General features: G+C 52.1%; 12 protein-coding genes. 8 read left to right on the plus strand and 4 right to left on the minus strand.

What is annotated here, in order from left to right:
* The first annotated feature begins 69 nt into the window (after window positions 1–69).
* The 4 genes from HVE01_RS03370 (at window position 70) to ybiO (ending at window position 4,902) form a co-directional block, all read left to right on the plus strand.
* Window positions 70–876, plus strand: coding sequence for an enoyl-CoA hydratase (locus HVE01_RS03370; RefSeq protein ID WP_146942353.1), 807 nt, complete (start codon window positions 70–72; stop codon window positions 874–876).
* A 117-nt stretch (window positions 877–993) separates the two neighbouring features.
* A complete protein-coding gene (locus HVE01_RS03375; RefSeq protein WP_146942355.1) occupies window positions 994–1,815 on the plus strand; it encodes an IclR family transcriptional regulator in 822 nt (273 codons plus the stop codon).
* A 46-nt stretch (window positions 1,816–1,861) separates the two neighbouring features.
* Window positions 1,862–2,293, plus strand: a complete 432-nt coding sequence (locus tag HVE01_RS03380; protein ID WP_125752799.1) for a YqaA family protein — start codon at window positions 1,862–1,864, stop codon at window positions 2,291–2,293.
* Between the two features lie 227 nt (window positions 2,294–2,520).
* Entirely contained in the window at window positions 2,521–4,902 is a 2,382-nt protein-coding gene (ybiO, locus tag HVE01_RS03385; RefSeq protein ID WP_146942357.1) for a mechanosensitive channel protein, read from the plus strand.
* Between the two features lie 110 nt (window positions 4,903–5,012).
* On the opposite strand, the gene HVE01_RS03390 is transcribed toward ybiO, so the two are convergent.
* Window positions 5,013–6,623: a BCCT family transporter gene (locus tag HVE01_RS03390; RefSeq protein ID WP_146942359.1), complete on the minus strand. Its 1,611-nt coding sequence runs from the start codon at window positions 6,621–6,623 to the stop codon at window positions 5,013–5,015.
* 311 nt (window positions 6,624–6,934) lie between these two features.
* Window positions 6,935–7,681 (minus strand): SDR family oxidoreductase, encoded by a 747-nt coding sequence (locus HVE01_RS03395; RefSeq protein WP_146942361.1) that lies wholly within the window; start codon window positions 7,679–7,681, stop codon window positions 6,935–6,937.
* Between the two features lie 207 nt (window positions 7,682–7,888).
* Here HVE01_RS03395 and folK point away from each other — a divergent pair, with 207 nt between their 5' ends.
* Window positions 7,889–8,335: a 2-amino-4-hydroxy-6-hydroxymethyldihydropteridine diphosphokinase gene (gene folK, locus HVE01_RS03400; protein WP_125752787.1), complete on the plus strand. Its 447-nt coding sequence runs from the start codon at window positions 7,889–7,891 to the stop codon at window positions 8,333–8,335.
* 74 nt (window positions 8,336–8,409) lie between these two features.
* A complete protein-coding gene (locus HVE01_RS03405; RefSeq protein WP_146942363.1) occupies window positions 8,410–9,231 on the plus strand; it encodes a flagellin N-terminal helical domain-containing protein in 822 nt (273 codons plus the stop codon).
* A 17-nt stretch (window positions 9,232–9,248) separates the two neighbouring features.
* Here the strand turns inward: HVE01_RS03405 and HVE01_RS03410 are convergent, their stop codons facing one another.
* Together HVE01_RS03410 and HVE01_RS03415 are read right to left on the minus strand one after the other, a co-directional pair.
* Window positions 9,249–10,802, minus strand: coding sequence for a BCCT family transporter (locus tag HVE01_RS03410; RefSeq protein WP_146942365.1), 1,554 nt, complete (start codon window positions 10,800–10,802; stop codon window positions 9,249–9,251).
* 349 nt (window positions 10,803–11,151) lie between these two features.
* Window positions 11,152–11,895 (minus strand): DUF481 domain-containing protein, encoded by a 744-nt coding sequence (locus HVE01_RS03415; protein WP_146942367.1) that lies wholly within the window; start codon window positions 11,893–11,895, stop codon window positions 11,152–11,154.
* A gap of 207 nt (window positions 11,896–12,102) precedes the next feature.
* Between HVE01_RS03415 and HVE01_RS03420 the strand changes: the two genes are divergently transcribed.
* Entirely contained in the window at window positions 12,103–13,788 is a 1,686-nt protein-coding gene (locus tag HVE01_RS03420; RefSeq protein WP_125752778.1) for an ATP-binding protein, read from the plus strand.
* Between the two features lie 33 nt (window positions 13,789–13,821).
* Window positions 13,822–14,553 (plus strand): response regulator, encoded by a 732-nt coding sequence (locus HVE01_RS03425; protein ID WP_146942369.1) that lies wholly within the window; start codon window positions 13,822–13,824, stop codon window positions 14,551–14,553.
* Window positions 14,554–14,711: the final 158 nt, after the last annotated feature.

Here is a 14,711-nt window from a genome sequence, read left to right on the forward strand (position 1 = left end):
TCGTATCTCGCCAACATTAGCCTTTGTACGCGCTAGACTGAGCAACACTCGACTGTCTAGGAGCTTTCTATGTCTGCCTCTTCAGATGCGCCACTGGCGTCTTTAGATCTGCTGCAACGTAATGACTATCAAGGGGTTACGACCCTTACTTTAAACCAGCCTGAACGCTTTAATGCGTTGTCTGAGGACATGTTGACGGCGTTGCAAGATGCGCTTGATGACATTGCTCAGGACGAACAGGTGCGCTGCGTGGTGTTGGCTGCGAACGGCAAGGCATTTTGCGCAGGGCATGACTTAAAGCAGATGCGTGCGAATCCTGATAAAGCCTACTACCAAGCACTGTTTGCTCGTTGCGGCGCGGTGATGCAGAGCATCGTTAACTTACCTGTCCCTGTGATTGCTAAAGTTCAGGGCATTGCGACGGCCGCTGGCTGCCAGCTCGTCGCTAGCTGTGATTTGGCGGTGGCCGCCAGCAATGCCCGATTTGCCGTGTCAGGAATCAACGTGGGGCTGTTCTGTTCGACACCTGCAGTAGCACTGTCGCGTAATGTGTCGCGAAAGCGAGCGATGGAAATGCTGCTGACCGGCGAGTTCATCAGCGCCTCCCAGGCCGCGGACTGGGGGCTTATCAACCGGGTTGCCGAAGAGAGCGAGCTGGATAGTGCTGTGGGCGAACTCACTGCGAGCATCTGCGCCAAGAGCGCAGTGGCGGTGCGCACTGGCAAAGCCATGTTCGCACGGCAGCTAGCGATGCCGTTAGAGGAAGCCTATGCGTTTGCTGGCGAAACCATGGCGTGCAACATGTTGGCAGACGATGCAGCTGAGGGGATTGATGCCTTCATTGCCAAGCGCCCACCTCAGTGGCGCCATCGCTAGCAACTCTTGAAATATCATTGGTGGAATTTGTTTCCGTAAACGCGACAGCGGGCCCGCTGGCGCGTTATCCTCCCTCACTTTATGCCTTCAGGAGAGGCGCTTTCAGGAGAAAGTAGGGTGAGTGACGTAAAGCGTAGGTCAGTCGGACGTCCGGCGGGGGCCACCAAGGCGAGCGGTGGGCACAGCCAATCATTAGTACGTGGCCTCACGCTGTTAGAGCATTTGTCGGCAAGTCCATTAGGGTTGGCTTTATCGGAGTTGGCGGAAATGGCGGATCTTGCGCCATCCACCACTCATCGATTGCTGCAAGCGCTACAAAGTCAGGGGTTCGTGACGCAAGAGAGTGAGCAGGGACTTTGGCGCATTGATGTTAAAACCTTCCGCATTGGTAATAGCTTTTTAGAAGCACGTGATGTCGTCGCGCAAAGTCGGCCCTTTTTACGCCGTTTAACCGCAGAAACGGGGGAAACGGCGAATTTGGGGATTCGCGATGGTGCGACGGCGGTATTTCTTGCCCAGCATGAGTCGCCGCAGATGATGCGGATGATTACTCGCCTAGGCTCGCGAGCGCCGCTGCATGCTTCTGGGGTGGGTAAAGCTCTACTGGCTTGGATGAGCGAAGACGAGCGCGCTGCGTTGCTGAAAGGTTACGACCTTGCGCGAGTGACTGAAAATACTTTGCATCAATCCGATGAGCTGTTGATCGAAATGGCGACTATTCGTGCTCAGGGGTTTGCCTGCGACCGTGAAGAGCATGCCGTGGGGTTACACTGCGTGGCCGCCTGTATTCACGATGAGCATGGCACGCCGCTGGCAGCCATTTCAGTCTCTGGACCCATGGCGCGTATTCCTGAAGAGCGCCTATTGGCACTAGGTGCGTTAGTGCGTGCCATCGCCGACGAAATCACCCTTCAACTGGGTGGCCAACTACCGCGATGAGCGGTGCTTTGCGCCCCTGCAGTGACTGACAAAGACGGCACTCATTATGTTTAGCCTCTTCTGGGTGGCGCTGGCTAGCGCCACCTTACTGCCTGGCGGCTCAGAGGTGTGGTTGGCACGATTGTGGTGCTTAGGTGAGCCCGCGTTTGGCCTCTGGCTCGTTGCAACCGCTGGCAACAGCGTGGGCAGCATGCTCAATGTGGCGCTGGGACGTTATGCTCGCCAGTTTCAACATCGCCGCTGGTTCCCCGCGTCGCCCACTGGATTAGCACGTGCAGAGCGTTGGTATAAACGTTTTGGAGAAGTTAGCTTGCTGCTTTCGTGGGCGCCCGTGCTGGGTGATCCCCTCACCGTGCTCGCAGGCATCTTCAAACTACCCTGGTGGCGTGCACTGCTTTGGATTGTGGTGGCCAAAGGGGCGCGCTATGCACTGCTGTTGGCGCTAGCCCACCACTGGCTGGCACCGCTGTGCGGATAAATCTACAGATGATGCCAACTTAACTAGCGTCGATGTCACAAATATTGACGCGGCGAGTGGCGAGCCAGGCTCTTTTTCTCATGTTACCCTGTTTATCAGTTATACAAATCTTGCACTCGCCTAGAGTGCAATATGAATAGCGTGCACTATGATGTGCATGGAACGATGTGCATAAACGAGTTAGCAATGACATTGAGTAAAAGATTCACCCAAAGGGAGGTTTAGGTGTGACGCCATTACGTTTATTCCCCTGGCTAGGCGTCTGGTTATTGATGCTATTCGCCTTGTTAACAACGCCTGCACTCGCACAAACCACGTTGAGTGCGGGAAGCGAAGACACCGCTAACGCAGAGCAGCAGCCCTCTTATTCGGCACTTGCCGACCTGCTGGAGGATGAGCAGGCGCGCCAAGAACTGATTGAGCTGTTGCGCAATCAAGCGTCAGCGTTACCCAATGAACTGGCCAGCGAGTTATCGCCGGAAGCTGCCGCCCAAGGGAGTGAGCTTGCCCCTGAAGATGTATCACTGCCCCGTCAGCTTGCAGAGCTAACCAGTCGTGTGGTTGGCGATGTCGGCGGGCAGATCGAACAGGCAGTGGCCGTGGTAGGCGACCTGTTTACCGGCCAAGGCGCTAGCTCGTTCGACATGGCCGCGTTTGTTAGTGCGGCCATTAATCTAGGCGCCGTGATTGTTGCTACATTCGCGATTTTTTTACTTTTCCGCCGTTTGGTTAAACCGCTATTTACTAAAATCAGCGGTTGGTCTCAGCAGGGCAGTGGCTTAACACCTGTGCTGCGTTTGGTGTTGTGCGTGGCCATTGCGGCCGTCGTAGATGTGTTGCTGGTGGCGTTTGCCTATGTTGGCGGCAACTTGATTGCGACGTTTGCGGTGGGTGAAACCGGCGAACTCTCTACTCGTGCTTCGTTATTCCTAAACGCTTTCTTGGTGATTGAACTGCTGAAAGCGGCTATGCGTATGCTGTTCTCTTCACGCTATGAAGGGCTGCGCCTATTGCCTATTTCTGCGCAAGAAGCTTCCTACTGGAATCGCTGGTTAGCACGTTTAATTGGCATGGTTGGTTATGGCTTGATGGTGGTCGTGCCGCTGGTCAATTTCTATATTGCGGCAACCCTAGGCCAAGCCGTAGGCACCTTTATTATGTTGCTGGCCTTCATCTACGCGGTTGGCGTTGTGCTTAAAAACCGTGTGCGCCTGCGTGATAACCTTAACCAGATGGCAGCGCGAGCGACGATGACCGCCAGCCGTGTGTCGCTGAGCTTGTTTGCTCGGACTTGGCACTTGTTTGCGTTGCTCTACTTCCTAATGGTGTTTGTGCTTACCTTGTTACGTCCAGGGGATGCATTACCGTTTGTGCTGTTTGCCACCTTGAAAACATTGGCAGCCGTAGTTATCGGGCTTTTGTGCTCGGCGTTCCTTACTCAGACGATTGGCCGTCGTATTCGGCTATCCGATGATCTGCGCCGTAAACTGCCGATGCTGGAAGTGCGCTTAAATAGCTATGTGCCCAATGCCCTACGTGTGCTGCGCACCGTGATATTAGTAGCGGTCGTTATGGTCGTCTTGGATGCCTGGGGAGTGTTTAACTTAGCGGCATGGTACGCCTCCGATCGTGGCGCAAACCTTGTCGGGAAACTTACCAGCGTCACCATAATCTTGGTCGTTGCGTTCGCTGTGTGGCTGGGGTTAGCGAGTTTGATCGAGCATAAGCTCAACCCCGAAACGGGACATGGCGAACCTTCTGCGCGTGCTAAAACACTGCTGAGCCTGTTCCGGAATGCCTTAGTGATTGCCATGGTGACAATTACCGGCATGATCGTGTTGTCGGAAATAGGCATTAATATCGGGCCGCTTATCGCTGGTGCTGGTGTGCTAGGTTTAGCGATTGGTTTTGGTGCTCAAAAACTGGTTCAGGACGTTATTACCGGTATCTTTATTCAGGTAGAAAATGCCATGAATACCGGTGATGTGGTGACGGTAGGCGGTATCACTGGTACTGCCGAGCGATTGAGTATTCGTTCGGTAGGCATACGCGATTTGTCAGGTACTTATCATATCGTGCCGTTCTCCAGCGTTGATACTGTGTCGAACTATATGCGCGAGTACGGTAACCACGTCGGTGAGTACGGTATCGGCTATAACGAAAGCATTGATGAAGCAATTGAGCAGCTGCAGTTGGCGTTCGAAGACCTGAAAGCAAGCGAAGAGCATAGCCATAAACTGCTGGCTGACCTGACCGTTGCAGGCGTTACGGCGTTGGCCGACAGCTCTGTCAATATTCGTGTGGTGATCAAAACGACACCGGGCGACCAGTGGGGTGTTGGACGTGCCTATAACCGTTTAGTGAAGTTGCGCTTTGATGCAGCAGGTATCGAGATTCCATTCCCGCATACCACGCTCTATTTTGGCGAAACGAAAGGCGGCAAAACACCACCCGCCAATGTGCGCGTGTTGAACTCCACCGCTGAACGTAAACAGGTAGAAACATCGCCAATCCATCAGGAAAGCGAACAGCCACCGGATCAGTCAATTCAGGACACCGATGAGTCGGATCACCTAAAACCTGATCATGGTGATGTAGACAGTGTGTAATAGAGTGCCGGTTATTGACACGGCTAACTAAACAACAGTGCCGCCCAAGAGGGCGGCACTGTTGTTGAAACATCCGTTGTAATTCATGTTCGTCAGAATATTAGAACCCTTTATAGGTTATCCAGTTCGGGCGCTTCTTTGGGGCGCACGATTTTGATCTTCTCCTTCATCAGCGCCTTCATCAGTGCAAACACCATCGCGAATACCATAATGAAGATAGGCAGGCCGATGACGGTAATCACTTGCTGTAGCGCTACTAGTCCCGCATCCCCTGCGAGTACGATCAGCATGGCTGCAACGGCACCTTCCGAGACGCCCCAGAATACCCGCTGATGAATTGGGCCGGGGTCCGTATCACCGGTGCATAGTAAGTCGATGACCAGCGAAGCGGAGTCCGATGAAGTAGCAAAGAAAATCGCCACGATAACGACGGCAAGTCCTTGAATCAGTGTAGCAGCGGGGAAATTCTCAAAGAATGCAAACATTGCTAAGGGCACGCTCTCCATGACAGCGGCTGTCATCATGCCGGCTTGGTCGCCTAGCTGTGCGCGTGCAGCCTCACCGATGCCGTCTATCTCCATGGCCGACCAGCCAAAAATAGCAAACCACACCAGCGTAAACAGCGAAGGCGCAAACAGCACACCAAGGACAAACTCACGAATAGTGCGACCCCTGGAGATGCGTGCGACAAACAAGCCGATAAAGGGAGACCACGTCACTGTCCAGGCCCAGTAAAAGACCGTCCAGTTACCCTGCCAGCCCCAACTGCCTTCTTCACGAGTGTATTGCGCTAGCGTGTCGTTCCAGAACGACAAAGGCACGATATTGGAAATATAAATGCCGAGGGTTTCGATAATGCCGCGTAGCAGAAAGACGGTTGAACCGGTAAACAAGACAAACAGCATTAACCCTACGGCCATGCCGATGTTGACGTTGGAAAGCAGCTTCACGCCTTTATCTAGCCCACCTGCAATGGAGGCTACGGCGACTGCCGTTAACATAATGATGATAATGACTTTAGTGGTCACGCTATCAGCAATGCCAAAAAGTTCGCTTAGCCCTGCATTAATTTGCGAGGTGCCTAGCCCGATAGAGACGGCCACCCCAAATAGCGTTCCGAGTACCGCAAAAATATCGATTGTTTTACCAATTGGGCCGTAGATACGCTCCTTGAGCAGCGGATAGAACACTGAGCTGACGCGTACAGGGAGGTCGTAGCGGTAAATAAAGTAGGCAAAGGCTAGTCCTGGCAGAGTGAAAATGGTCCAGGTGTGCAAGCCCAAGTGGTAAAGTGAAAAGCCCATCGCTTCACGGGCAGCTTCTACCGTATATGGCTCAATATCGCCGTGGGGAGGGTTGGAAAAGTGGAAAATAGGCTCGGCGACTCCCCAGAACATTAATACCGTGCCGATACCGCCAGCAAACAGCATCGTGAACCAAGAAATATTGCCGTACTCCGGGCGATCGTCTTCGCTGCCCAAGCGAATATTGCCGTAGCGGCTGAGTGCTATCCACAGTAGGAAAACCAGCCAGAAACTAACCCCAAAGATAAAGAACCAGCCAAGATTGGTAACCACCCAGCTGCGGCCGGTGGCGAAAATGCTTCCTATCGTTTCAGGGGCAATGATTAATGCCACTAGGAACAGCAACATCAATCCTGCAGAGACAAAGAAAATAGTTGGGTCCGTGCGCAGCCCCAGTCGTTGCGCGAGTTTTTCCATGAGAATTTCCTTTTTATTGTTGGAATAGTCGCCTAGATGGGTTGCATGCCAGCTGAAATAAGGCGACTTTCACGAGTCTACAGACAACTATTCTGTCCATGGAAGGTGGGAAGTGTGACCTTTAATTAAATCGTCAAGGGCTTAACGTAGCATCAACGAAAAACTGCCGAATGCACTTAATTAGCATCGGCAGCGTATGGCATAAAAGGACGTTGAAGACAGATTTGGAAGCTAGGTTTGCAAGCCAAGTTTGAAAGCTAGGTTTGAAAGCCAGGTTTTAAAGATAGGCTTAAAGCTAGTTTGGAATACTTTCAGCCTGGATAGTTTTCGGAGTGTTGCCCTTCAAGATTGATCGACTCACCCCCGTCAACAAATAGAATTTGCCCAGTAACAAACTCATTGTCTAATAAATAGTGCAACGCTTGTACAAGATGGCTGGGATCTCCCTGGTGTTTAACGGGTATACCTTCAATTCGCCATTGAATATAGTCGCTGGTGCGTTGAGAAGCGGGCAGTACCACGCCGGGGGCAATACCATTAATACGCAGGCGTGGTGCAAACTCTAGTGCGGCCATCCGCGTCATATCCGCAAGGCTCTTTTTCGAGAGTAGATACGCGGCATACGGGTACTGATGATAAGCCACTTTATTATCAATAATATTAATGATCTGTCCTTTATCAACGGCGTCTGCAAAGTAACGAGTTAGCAGCAACGGTGTAAACATATTGACCCTGAATTGCGCTTCCAGCATGGCCATGTCGGTGCCTGAAATGGGAGCAGGTTCGTATGCAGAGGCACTGTTAAGAAGCACATTTAAGTTTGGGAAGTGCTGCTTGGCGGCTGTCACAAGTTCTTCAAGAGAGTCGCTCAGGAAATTGCATGGCAGTATTTCGCAGCGCTGGCCTTTGGCGCGAATCGTCTTGGCAACGTCCTCGGCTTCACCCCGTGAGCTATTCACATGTAAGGCAATATCATAGCCCTTAGCCGCTAGAGCTTCGGCAAAATAGCGTCCCAAACGTGTTGCGCCGCCAGTGATCAGTGCAGCTGATGAACTCATGCAAAGCTCTCCCACAGTGGATTAACGTTAGCGTTGAGCATGACTTTCTGCGTGAGCGTAGCGTTTGTCAATATCTTGTACATAGCTTGAACAAAATAACAGGCAAGCTAGTCTTACGTATCATCGATATGACCTGACTACCACCTTCGCGCTTTGACGCTAAGCGCAGAGTTTCTAGAGCAGGGTCTACAGGATTAGGATGCAGCTATGCCACTCTCATCGTTAAACACTACGCCAGATACGGCCCTCCATGAATGCTTAATCTCTCTCGGTACCAACATTGAGCCGGAACACCACTTTCACGAAGCACTGACTATTTTACGCAGCGAGTGTGAATTGATTGCCAGCTCAGAAGCGATTCGCACAACGCCGGTTGGCTACCAACACCAGCCGGATTTCCTGAATGCAGCCTTACTTGTGCGTACATCTCTTGATCACGACGCTTTTCGCGCTTACTTAAAAGAGGTGGAAAATCGTCTCGGACGTGTGCGAGGCCCGATTAAATCAGGGCCGAGAACCATGGACTTGGATATTGTGGCGTGGGATGGCGAAGTCATCGATGAGGGGTACTACCAGCATAGCTACGTGCGTCGCCCGGTAGATGAAGTGCTGGCTGCCAGCCGCCGGACACTTAAACAACGAGCATGCTCATGATTTTTGCGTTGCGGCCGATAATAGCAGTGTAGCCTCCTACTGTTGGGCAGGCTGACCTGCCTCGGGGACGAGCGTTGCTAAGCCTAAACACCAATCTGATGTCTCTTATCGTGCAGAATAATCTGCGTAGCAGTCAGCAATCGATGCAGACCGCTATGGAGCGTCTTTCTTCTGGGCTACGTATCAATAGTGCCAAGGATGACCCGGCAGGTCAGGCGATTGCCAATCGCATGGGGGCTCAGCTGCGTGGTATGGAGCAAGCCATTCGCAATACCAATGACGGCATTTCCATGGTGCAAACAGCAGAGGGTTCGCTCAACCAAATTAATGATAACTTGCAGCGTATTCGTGAATTGAGTGTTCAAGCGGCTAACGGCACTAACGCTCCCGATGATCTTGACTCAATTCAAAATGAGATCAATCAGCGCTTAGATGAGATTGATCGTCTTGCCGAACAGAGTAACTTCAACGGCATTGGCTTGTTTGATAGTAGCAAAGAGGTAAATATTCAGGTGGGTGCTAACGATGGCGATAGCATTGCGGTGCGCTTAGCAGCCATGAATAGGCAGGCATTGGGACTGGACAGCTTTAGTGTTTTAGATGATGGTAGCGCAACGGATAACCCGCTAAAGGCGCTAGATGGCGCCATTAAACAGGTGGATCGCCAGCGGAGTTATTTAGGCGCGGTACAAAATCGCTTCGAAAGTGTGATCGATGGACTCAATACCAACATTATTAATACGTCTGCTGCTCAGTCGCGCATCCAAGACGCGGATTATGCACGTGAAATTTCTAATCTAATTCACGCGCAAATTCTGCAGCAGGTCGGTATCGCTATTTTGGCTCAAGCCAACCAGCAGCCGCAGATGATTCTGCGTCTGCTGAAAGGTCTATAACATTAGGGCTTTAACCGTTACTCGATAATGCCCTGTTCGCGCGCCATGGCATAGGCTGCCTGGGGGCCATTCCACAGCGATGGCAGTAAAATCAGTGAAACGGGAATCGCGGTAATCACGATAAATTGCTGTAAGGCACCAATTTGTCCTGCTCCCATATACAGCAGCACCGCCGCCATTAGCGCCATGGCAATCCCCCAGAAAGCACGCACGTATGGGCTTGGGTCATCATGGCCAGCGCCTACTACGGCAATGGCATAACTCATCGAATCACCTGTGGTAGCCACAAAAATTGTCGTCAATAACAAAATTGCCAGTGCCATCCAGGTGCCGCCGGGGAGCGCTTGGGCCACGGTAAGCGTCGCGACATCAAACTGGAAATTATTCAGTGCTTCTGTCAGATCAATGACGCCCATGAGCTGATAATAAATGCCTGAGCCGCCCAGCAGAGTGAACCATACGGTCGTCGCAATAGGGGCGAGTACCGCCACGGCAAGAATCATTTCGCGAATACTGCGTCCGCGTGAAATACGCGCCACGAAAATCGCCATCAGCGGTGCATAGCCAATAAACCAGGCAAAGAAAAAGACGGTCCACCACTGCATCCACCAAGCGGGAGCGGTGTCGGCGGTCATGGTTGCCATGGTGAAAAACTTACTAATGTAAGCGCCCATGCTCGACAGATAAGTGTTGACCAAAAACAGCGTAGGGCCAAACACGATGATCACCGCGCCAATGGCAAGTGCCAGCAGTACGTTAAAGCGGCTAAGTAGTTGAATGCCTCTATGAACACCGCTCATCGAAGAGAGCACGTAAATGCAACCTAGTACCGCAAGGATAATAAGCTGCCCGAGGTAGCCGTCGGGAAGACCGAACAGCTCATGCAAGCCAAAACTTACCTGAGTCGCTAGAAATCCGATGGGGCCGACAGTACCTGCTACCAACGCAATCACGCAGCAAGCGTCTAGCACGCTACCTAGCGGGCCACGCATAAGCCGCTCGCCAAAAACCGGGTAAAGCAGTGTGCGTGGTTGCAGTGGCTGGCCTTTCACATAGTGAGCGTGGGCAAGCACCACCGCGGTTAGCGAGCCAAGTACCGCCCAGGCCAAAAAGCCCCAGTGCATGAACGATTGGGCAAGGGCGCTTGAGACGGCTTCGGCGGTGCCAGCTTCGGTGTCAAAGGCAGGAGGCGTTACCACAAAATGATAGACCGGCTCTCCGGCGGCGAAGAAGACCCCACCTCCTGCCAGCAATGTGCACAGAATAATCGATAGCCACTTAAAGGTACTCATTTCTGGTGCATCAAGATTGCCAATCTTGGCTTTTGCCGCTGGTGTAACTGCTAGGCCAATGGCAATAAAAAAAGTCAGTAACAGTAACAATTGAAAGTAGCTGCCTAGCACCAGGGCTGTCCAAGCAAAGCCGGCGCTGATTGAGTTGGCGACAAGATCAATGTCATAAAAGGAGAGGGCAAGAAACGCCACGATGAAACCGATGCTAAGCACCAGTACGATGGGATCGCCGAGGGAAAACCGCGCAGTGCCCTCGCTTGTCTTGGCAGGGTGGTTCATTAAGAACACCTATGTTTAATCAGGGGTATGTTTAATCAGGGGATGGGTAAGCAGAGCATTGAGCTTAACTAAACCGTGCGTGAGTAGGCGTAATGCCTGAAAGCATCCGATTTTCGAAACAAAAAAAAGCGCCATTCAATGAATGGCGCGAGGACAGGAAACTGTGGACAGTATACCTGGTGTATAGACCAAAGTCTAATGCCCGGGGAGGATTGCATAAAAATAGTGCGAAAAATAAGCGAGATGCACCATGATGAATAGGTTAATGGCAGCCGCAATTGGTTGGCATTTTTTGTAACTCACTGATAATAAAAAATATTTCTTTGTGTGGCAGGAAAGCAGCGGCGCGCTACCAGTGATAGAGCAGTGATGCGCTGGTGGTGCTGTCAGTACGTTCGCTAGTATCCTCAGGCGGCTGCGAGTTGTGTTTGATTTCATGGGAAAGGCGTAGCGAAAGTCGTGAATTTAGTCGAGCCGTTAGTGCCGTTAATGAACGCGCTGTAGTGTTCTGACGGGTATATTCCACCGACATTTCTTGAACGATATCCGCATAATCTGAGAAGCCAAATTGATAGTCGAGTGCTGTATAAGCAACTGCCAATTGCTCATTATCAGCGCCGCGTAATCGGTCATTACGATAGCCAGGGCCTGCTTCTAACGATAGTGAATGTTGTTTACCCGCTAGCAATTGCCTCCCATAGCCACCAATGGCAGAAAGCTGCTGGTCGTAGCCGGCAAAGCGGTCTTTTTCCCAGCGGGCAAAGCCAAACAGATAGTGGGGGCCGCTAAAATCAAAACGCTCCCTGCCTGCTACTAAATATTGCTCAGCGCTGGTTTCTCCGTTTTTACTCACATTGCGGACTTCACCGCGCAGCGAATGAGTGAAATCCCCCGTCAGCCAAGTCAGCCGTGTCTTGCCGATCAATGTTTGGCTATTGGTGTTGCCGGAAAGGTGGGTAAAACCAAGTTCGGCATCGCCGCTAAACACCGGCGTATCATCTTGTGGCGGTGGTGGGGCGTAAAACGGATAAGCAGCGGCGGAAGTTGCCCACAGCGACAAGCTAGCTAATAAGACATTTTTTAATAACCTCAACACGTAACTCCTCCGTGAGTGTCAGTCTTTGTGAGCGGCTGCGATGTTGCAGGATGAGAGTTCGTCATGCACGCTTTAAAAGCGCTGAGTATATCGATAAAAAAAATCAGTGGCTGCTAAATAAGCAAACAGTCGAAAAAGCGCCATGGCTAACGCCACTTGGCGCTGCATGCCATAATGACGCTGTCGCGCCTAGTGAGTTCCTTTATGACCGCCCCACGCCCCCGTACGCTAGCCGAATTACAGCGTTGGCGCCGTACGCGCGCCAAACGACGCTGGTACACGCGAAGCTTTCGCCTGCAAGTCATGCTGCTGGTCGGCTTTCTGCTGGCGGGGATGTTGCTAGCGCAAGGCACCTACTTGAACCACCGTAAAGCAGAAATTATCACCCACCAAATGGGCGAACGGGCATTGGCAGTGGCCAAAACCGTCGCGGGCATGCCGCAAATTGTTAATGCTTTCTCGACCCCCGACCCTTCGCTGATTATCCAGCCGCTTGCTGAACGCGTTCGCCATGAAACCGGTGCCCGTTATGTGGTGGTGGGGAATGCCCAGTCGATTCGCTACTCGCACCCCGTGCCTGAGCGTATTGGTCAGCCAATGGTGGGCGGGGATAACGATCAGGCGCTGATTTACGGTCAGTCATACGTATCGGAAGCTACCGGAACGTTAGGCACCGCCATGCGCGGCAAAACGCCTATCTGGGATGAAGAGGGTAATATCATCGGGGTAGTTTCGGTGGGCTTTATGCTAGAACGAGTCGATATGGATGTGGCTCGCTATACCAGCCTGGGGTGGGCGTTAGTGGCGCTGATGATTTTGCTAGGATTTGCCGGGGCCTATTGGCTGTCGCAGCACCTTAAAAAAGTCATCCTTGGTTTAGAACCTTATGAAATAGCCCGCTTGGCCATGGAAAAAGAGGCCATCTTGCAATCTATCCACGAAGGTATTCTGGCGGTTAACCGCGATGGCCAGATCACCTTAGTGAATCAGCAGGCCCGCCGTTTTCTAGGGCTATCGGATGAACAGGTCTTGCTGGGGCAACCAATTCGTGAGGTGGTGCCCAACTCGCGCTTGATCGAGGTGTTAAAGCACGGCGAGCAAGAGTTTGACCAGGAAATGTGGCTGGGCGACCATCCTGTGGTGGCTAATCGAGTGCCCATTCTGCACGAAGGAGAGATCGAAGGCGCCGTTGCGACATTTCGCAGTCGCCGGGAAATTATTGATCTTTCTCAGGCACTTACCCGGGCAAGCCGTGATGTGGATATGCTGCGTGCCCAGGCCCACGAGTTTTCCAACAAGCTATACACCATTTCTGGTCTCTTGCAGCTTAATCGCGTTGATGAGGCGCTAGCGTTGATTCATCATGAAACCGAACGTGCCCAGGCGCAAATGAGCTTTTTAATGCGTCACGTAGCTGACGCGGTACTCAGCGGCATCTTGTTGGGTAAATTGACGCGAGCAGGGGAGTTGGGAGTTGCGCTGGAAATTGATGAGCAGAGCTCGCTCTCTTGCCCACTGACGGTCACTGGGCAGGAGGTCATGATTAGCGTTGTGGGCAACTTATTAGATAACGCCTGTCATGCAGCGCTTAATGGTCCAAACAGTGACACACCGAAAGTTCGCCTGTTCTTTACGGATCTGGGCGAGCAGCTGTTGATTGAGGTAGAGGATAACGGCTCAGGTGTGCCCGGCGAGCATGCGGAGTCGATCTTTCAAGATGGGTTTTCTACCAAAACCGGTAAACATCGTGGCATTGGATTAGCACTGGTCGCGCGGTTGTGCCGTCAGCATGGCGGCGAGGTGACATTAGAAGAGAGCGAGCTAGGCGGCGCGTGCTTTATTGCCGTGCTGGATCGTTCGCTTTGCGACCAAGTCGCCACAACGCCTTAAATCATAATAACGACGCCAGGAAGAGGAAACACTATGTCTGCGGCGCAGTACGGTATTTTGGTCGTCGAAGACGATTTTCGCATTGCTGATATCCATAAGGCTTTTATTGAGCAGAGCGACGGCTTTTATGTGGTGGGGCTGGCACGTAACGGCAGTGAAGCAAAAGCCCTGATGGCCCAGCATGCTGATGCTGTTCAGCTCATCTTATTAGATGCTTACTTGCCTGATGTAGAGGGTCTGGAGCTGCTATGGGCGATTCGCCGCGACTATGTGCATGTGGATATCGTCATGGTGACAGCCGCCCGCGAAGTAGAAACCATCAGCGAAGCGTTGCGTGGTGGCGTCTTTGATTATCTGATTAAACCGATTGAAGCGGCGCGTATGACACAAATGCTGACACGTTTTCGTCGCGAGCGAGAGGCATTGGCGAACCGGGCTGAAATGAGTCAAGACGAGCTGGACCAAGTGCTTGCTCGCTTACAGCCAAGTGAATCTGCGCGGCAAGCTACGCGCACGCTGCCGAAAGGCATTGACCGTTTGACCCTGCGTCGTGTGGTGGAGTCGCTGGCAGCCGAACATGATTCCCAAACGGCGATGCAGGTAGCGCAGGCAATGGGCGCAAGCCGTTCAACAGCGCGGCGTTATTTGGAGTTTTTAGTGGCTGAACAAGCGGTTAATGCAGAAATTGGCTATGGCGATGTCGGTCGCCCTGAGCGGCGCTATCGGCTACTTGAGTCTTCCTCAACATGGCTGGAATCACTGTAAATAAGCCGTTCTAACCGGCCGTGAACAAAATGAACAAAACGCACAAAAAGCACTTTTTGCCATTAATGGTCATAAGCTTGTCGCGAGGAGTAGCGGTCTTCTAATGTGCAGGGCGTCACCACACAAAGATACGTAGATAACAACTATCTATAACACAG

The sequence above is a fragment of the Vreelandella venusta genome (genome assembly GCF_007989605.1).
GTDB classification, from domain to species: domain Bacteria; phylum Pseudomonadota; class Gammaproteobacteria; order Pseudomonadales; family Halomonadaceae; genus Vreelandella; species Vreelandella venusta.

Excerpts from the sequence above, each read along its gene's own strand:
- HVE01_RS03370 (WP_146942353.1), top strand. The coding sequence starts at position 70 with ATGTCTGCCTCTTCAGATGCGCCACTGGCGTCTTTAGATCTGCTGCAA.
- HVE01_RS03380 (WP_125752799.1), top strand. The coding sequence starts at position 1,862 with ATGTTTAGCCTCTTCTGGGTGGCGCTGGCTAGCGCCACCTTACTGCCT.
- HVE01_RS03390 (WP_146942359.1), bottom strand. The coding sequence starts at position 6,623 with ATGGAAAAACTCGCGCAACGACTGGGGCTGCGCACGGACCCAACTATT.
- HVE01_RS03395 (WP_146942361.1), bottom strand. The coding sequence starts at position 7,681 with ATGAGTTCATCAGCTGCACTGATCACTGGCGGCGCAACACGTTTGGGA.
- folK (WP_125752787.1), top strand. The coding sequence starts at position 7,889 with ATGCCACTCTCATCGTTAAACACTACGCCAGATACGGCCCTCCATGAA.
- HVE01_RS03410 (WP_146942365.1), bottom strand. The coding sequence starts at position 10,802 with ATGAACCACCCTGCCAAGACAAGCGAGGGCACTGCGCGGTTTTCCCTC.
- HVE01_RS03420 (WP_125752778.1), top strand. The coding sequence starts at position 12,103 with ATGACCGCCCCACGCCCCCGTACGCTAGCCGAATTACAGCGTTGGCGC.
- HVE01_RS03425 (WP_146942369.1), top strand. The coding sequence starts at position 13,822 with ATGTCTGCGGCGCAGTACGGTATTTTGGTCGTCGAAGACGATTTTCGC.